This window comes from Clostridium sp. (assembly GCF_051278035.1).
Classification (GTDB): Bacteria; Bacillota; Clostridia; order Clostridiales; family Clostridiaceae; genus Clostridium_AD.
Genome location: NZ_JBNMNU010000246.1, coordinates 1 through 5113 on the forward strand (window position 1 = coordinate 1; position 5113 = coordinate 5113).

At 31.5% G+C, this 5113-nt stretch carries 3 protein-coding genes, 1 other RNA gene and 1 pseudogene; 1 reads left to right on the forward strand and 4 read right to left on the reverse strand.

Translation table 11 applies throughout. The features are described from left to right. The 4 genes and pseudogenes from ACJAX4_RS22130 to ACJAX4_RS22145 form a co-directional block, all read right to left on the reverse strand. Nucleotides 1-505, reverse strand: a pseudogene (locus ACJAX4_RS22130) (hypothetical protein); the annotation flags it as partial. A gap of 95 nt (nt 506-600) precedes the next feature. Beyond that, nucleotides 601-789: non-coding RNA, 6S RNA (gene ssrS / locus ACJAX4_RS22135), on the reverse strand. Between the two features lie 174 nt (nt 790-963). Further along, nucleotides 964-2298: a serine dehydratase subunit alpha family protein gene (locus tag ACJAX4_RS22140; RefSeq protein ID WP_435791606.1), complete on the reverse strand. Its 1335-nt coding sequence runs from the start codon at nt 2296-2298 to the stop codon at nt 964-966. A 136-nt stretch (nt 2299-2434) separates the two neighbouring features. Further along, nucleotides 2435-4222 (reverse strand): sigma-54-dependent Fis family transcriptional regulator, encoded by a 1788-nt coding sequence (locus ACJAX4_RS22145; protein WP_435791607.1) that lies wholly within the window; start codon nt 4220-4222, stop codon nt 2435-2437. A 154-nt stretch (nt 4223-4376) separates the two neighbouring features. Between ACJAX4_RS22145 and ACJAX4_RS22150 the strand changes: the two genes are divergently transcribed. Next, complete coding sequence (locus tag ACJAX4_RS22150; protein WP_435791608.1) at nt 4377-5081, forward strand: DUF421 domain-containing protein; 705 nt, start codon at nt 4377-4379, stop codon at nt 5079-5081. Nucleotides 5082-5113 lie beyond the last annotated feature (32 nt).

The following is a 5113-nucleotide window of genomic DNA, read 5'->3' on the forward strand; positions in this document are numbered from 1 at the left end:
ATTCATTTTCAGAAATGGCCAGTATCTCTGCACTTAAACTTGCATTCTCTATATACCTTAAACAAGCATAATTTCTTTTTATAGCTAATAGTTGTATTTCTTCAATTGGATTAACAATATATTTTATAGAGTCATAATCTTTTTCTATAGCTAATCTTTGAAGTTCAATGCTTGGCCAAACAGCATATCTTATGGCATATCCCTTTTGCCGGATACCTACTTTTATAAGTTCCTCAGAAGGACTTTTAATAAACTCTAAAGTATTCCATATCTCTGACACAACATATTTTTTCATGTCATAAGTTGGATTTTCAATAAACTCAATTGACCACGGATTACTTTTTATTGCTAGGTTCTCCATTTCTTCTGAAGGATTCTTAATATAACGTATCATTCGCCCATCTTTTTTTATAGCTGCAAGCTTCAGTTCATCACTGGGATTTTCAATGTTTTTTATAAGAATTGGGTTTTCCTCTAACATTTTTAGTACTTCATCTTCTGTCATAAAATCTCACCTCAATATTAATCACTAAAGATAATTATACCACAAAAAAAAAGAGATATTTCCATCTCTTTTTATAAACGAACCAAAAATTTTAATTATAATCCAAGGTACCGTTGCCCCAATTTTTACACCTATCTTTATGATAGGTGGGTGTCCTCAGAGATGCTTAGCAGTCCTTGCCAATTATAAATTGGACTTATAGGCCTAATACACACCTAGATCTTGAACTCCCGTATAAATATTGTAGGTTGAAAATAAGAGCTTCACGAATATCTCAGAATTAAAAACTATAAAATTTTTGAAAGTGTTTCATATCTATTTGTTAACTTTATTATATCAGAATTAAATTAAAATTCAATAGTAATTCATGGTTTTTTGATAATAATTTAAGAATTTAAGTGGACGAGCCTATTGATTTTTTATTAATTAAAATTTACTTAATATATAATATCTTGTATTTATAAATGTGTTCCTGTATTTTCATATAATAAATTTTCATTATATTTCTTTTGCATTTTCTTCATAGTCTTCAATATAACCTTATCGGTAATGCTCATACCTTCCACGGATAAAACACCTAAATTCATTATAGTCTGTTCCGCAGTTTCTGCAACTATTCCATTCCTTACAGGCACAATAGAATTATTTATAGCCAAAATTGCAGAAGATACTGCAACTGATGCTGAGGTTGAAAGCTTTAAAGAACAGCCTTCCTTTGCCCCATCGCATATCATGCCAGAGGTATTTGCAATTGTATTCTTTATAACTCCATCTATTTGGTCATAACTTGCGCCCATAAGCCATGCTATAGCTACTCCCGAACCAGTTCCAGCTGCAACACCACATGCACACAGTGCTGATAATCTCCCTATATAATGCTTTATATAACTATTTACAATATGGCTTATGGCAACTGCCTTAGCTAATTTTTCATCATCCACATTAAATATATTTTTATATGCAACTATAGGTAAAATTGCTGTAAGACCATTATTTCCACTTCCATTACTACTCATAACCGATAGATTTATGCCTGACATTCTAGCATCACTAGCAGCTGCTGTTAACATCATTGAAGCTGTCATTAAGTCCTCAGACAAAATCCCTTGTTTTATACTTTTTTTGAGTGCATATCCAACTCCCATGCCCTTTTTTTCTTTAAGTCCAGCCATAGCTACGATTTCATTCAGCACTATCCCGTCTAACATAAAAGCAATTTCATCATGTGGTATTTTCTCTATTTCTACAATAATTTCTCTTATACTTAAGCTATATAAAATATTCTTCCCACTATTACTTGATTTATCCTCTTTTTTTAGATCTAAAATAACTTCACCTAAACTTTCAATATAAACAAATTTATTATGTTTTCCACTTATAATCACGCTACATTTGCCTTTATCCGTTACAAGATTTACCTCTATATAAATTTTATCCTCAGTGTCTTTAATGTCTAGTAATAGTTTTCCACTATGTAAAAGCTCCTTTGCAAGTATCACTTGTATATCACTAATTCCTTCAAGTACTCTTAAATCTTTTTCACTTTTTCCACCCACAAAACCCAGTGCAGCTGCAATATAGAGTCCAATTTCATTTGTATTTGGTATGCCAACTGATAGACCATTTTTATATATATTTGGACTAACAAAAATTTCAGCACTCTCTATATAATTAAATTTTATTAGTTCTTTAGCCTTAGCACAGGCAAGCGCAACAGCTACTGGCTCAGTGCATCCCATAGCAGGAACGACCTCTTCCACAAGTGTTTGAACTATAAGGTTTCTTAATTTCATAAAATCACCCCTCTACGATTATCTAATATATATTAGAGCAACATTCATGCCAATAAAATCCTCTCAAAACATCCCTTTTTATTATACTTTTTCTTAATATGAGAAAAAACAAAGAAGAACAGTATCATAATGAGAATTAATTCTCATTATGATACTGTTCTATTCCATATTCTTTTAATTTTCTGTATAAGGTCGCTCTACTTATTTTTAGAGCGCCAGCCGCCTTTGTAATTGACTGCTTACTATCTGAAAAATAATCCAATGCCTTCTTAATTTCCACTTTTTCCAATTCTTTTATGGGCATAATCAATACACTCTCATTATACTCCGGTGTAATTTGCGAAGCATTCATCCTTTTGGGTAAATCTATAGATTTTATAACAGAATCCGAACACATATTTACAGCATACTCTATAGTATTTTCAAGCTCTCGCACATTCCCTGGCCACCCATAATTCATAAAAATCTCTAAGCAAATATCATCTATTTTATTTATATGCTTTCCTAACTTAGAATTACATTTGTCCAAAAGATAATCTACAAGAATTACTGTATCCTCTTTTCTATCTCTTAATGGCGGTATATTGAGAGGAATTACATTTAATCTATAAAATAAATCTTGCCTAAATTCTCCCTCTAAAACCTTTTTTTCTAAATCTTTATTGGTAGCCGCAATTATCCTTACATTGATAGGAATTGATTCTTTTCCACCAATCTTCTCAATAACATGCTCCTGCAATACCCTTAATAGTTTAGCCTGAAGATGAATAGGCATGTCTCCAATTTCATCTAAAAATATTGTGCCCTTATTTGCCAGTTCAAATTTTCCTAAAGTGCCACCTCTTCTTGCTCCTGTAAATGCACCATCTTCATATCCAAAAAACTCACTTTCTAGCAAATGTTCTGGGATAGCTGCACAATTAATTGATATAAACGGCTCCTTAACTCTATTACTATGAAAGTGTACGGCCCTTGCAAAGAGTTCTTTCCCAGTTCCACTTTCTCCCTGAATAAGTACTGTGGATGTAGATTTAGAAGCTTTTTCTGCTTGATTCTTAACCTGTTCTAAGCAATAGCTATTGCCTATAATACTATCAAACGAAGTAATTATAGTCCCTGTAGTAATTTTATTTATTGTTTTTAATAAATCAGAGATATCACTAAATGTACATACTATACCAAAGCTTTTATCTAAAATACTAATTGGCTTTGCATCAAAAACCCCTCTAAAACTATGGTTATTGTCCCTATAAGTAAATTCTCTATTCTTTAGATTCTTATGTTTTTCAATAAGTGTTTCAAAATTTAAGTTACCAATAAGATTTTTTATATTTATATTCAAAATGACGTTTCCTTTAAGGTTAAATAGCTCTAACGCTTTAGTATTATAATGAAGAATATTCCCTTTATAGTCTGCGGCTATAATCCCTTTATCTACAGAATCAATAACTACCTCAAGTTCTCCTGCCAGAAGCTTTATTCGCTCTGTATTTTCTTCTTCTGCTAGTTTTGCTGATATTAAATCAGCCATTCTATTTAAGAAATTCATTAAATTCACTTCATTGTTTATGATAGCATTTCGCTGTTCTTCTGAAAATGCAATAAGTCCAACTACTCCAACAGACTCATTACCTACATTAATCGGGCAACAAACCTCTGCAAGTTCCTTGCAGTTTTTAATGTTTTCACAGTTCGAGCAGATAGAATGTTTTCTAGGATTTTTTATAATAAGACTTTTTCCCTGTGTTAGAGCAAATCCAAAAGCAGATTTTTCATTTACTTTTTCTGAAATACATTTTCTATACCTTCCAGTACCTGCTATTCTAATATAATTACTATCTACAACCGTTACATCTACACTAATAACGCTTGCTATTGCCTCTGAAATCTTCTGAACATTTGAAACTATTTTTATTAAATCCATACTTATCATCCTTTTTTGTGCCACCCAAGTGGCAAGTTTCTTTTCTAATTTATATGGTGGCAGTTAAAAACTTAATAATCTATTGCAACTAAAATCACTAAAATTAATACAAATAATATTTTAGGAGATAATATTATTGAAGGAAGGTGCTATTATGAACGAGGGTTTAATAGTTCTAGTAAGAGGAATAATCGGTTTTTTCACTTTATTGATATTCACCCGTATTCTTGGAAAGCAACAGGTTAGCCAGCTAACTTTTTTTGATTATGTAGTTGGTATAACTATAGGGTCCACGGCCTCAACTCTAACTACTGATTTAACTAGTAGCGCATGGTCTCATTGGGTAGGCTTACTTACTTGGACTGTCTTATGTTTTATTTTACAATTAACAACTCTTAAATCAAAAACTGCTGAAAAATTTTTAGATGGTGAGCCCACAATTATCATTTCAAACGGTAAAATACTTGAGAAATCCATGAAGAAATTTCGTTACACTATAGGAGACCTTCTATCCCAGTTAAGAGATAAAGGTGTTTTTGACTTAGACGAGATTGCATATGCGGTACTCGAAAAAGACGGTAAATTGTCCATTTTAAAAAAGACAGAATACGATTCTGTTACTCCAAAGGACTTAAACCTTGAAACTCCTACTGATAGTATTGATATTGAAGTGATTTATGACGGCTCTATTCTAAAAGATAACTTAGCTAGTATCAATAGAAATGAAAAATGGCTGATGATAAAATTAAAAAAACAAGATATTGATGATGCTGCTGAAGTATTTCTAGCCACTTATAATGCAACGAATGGCTTATTTATAGATCTTTATGAAGACGGGTTAGAGGATAAAAATAAATAAAATACAAAGGAGTAGTTTAAATTTATGAAAAA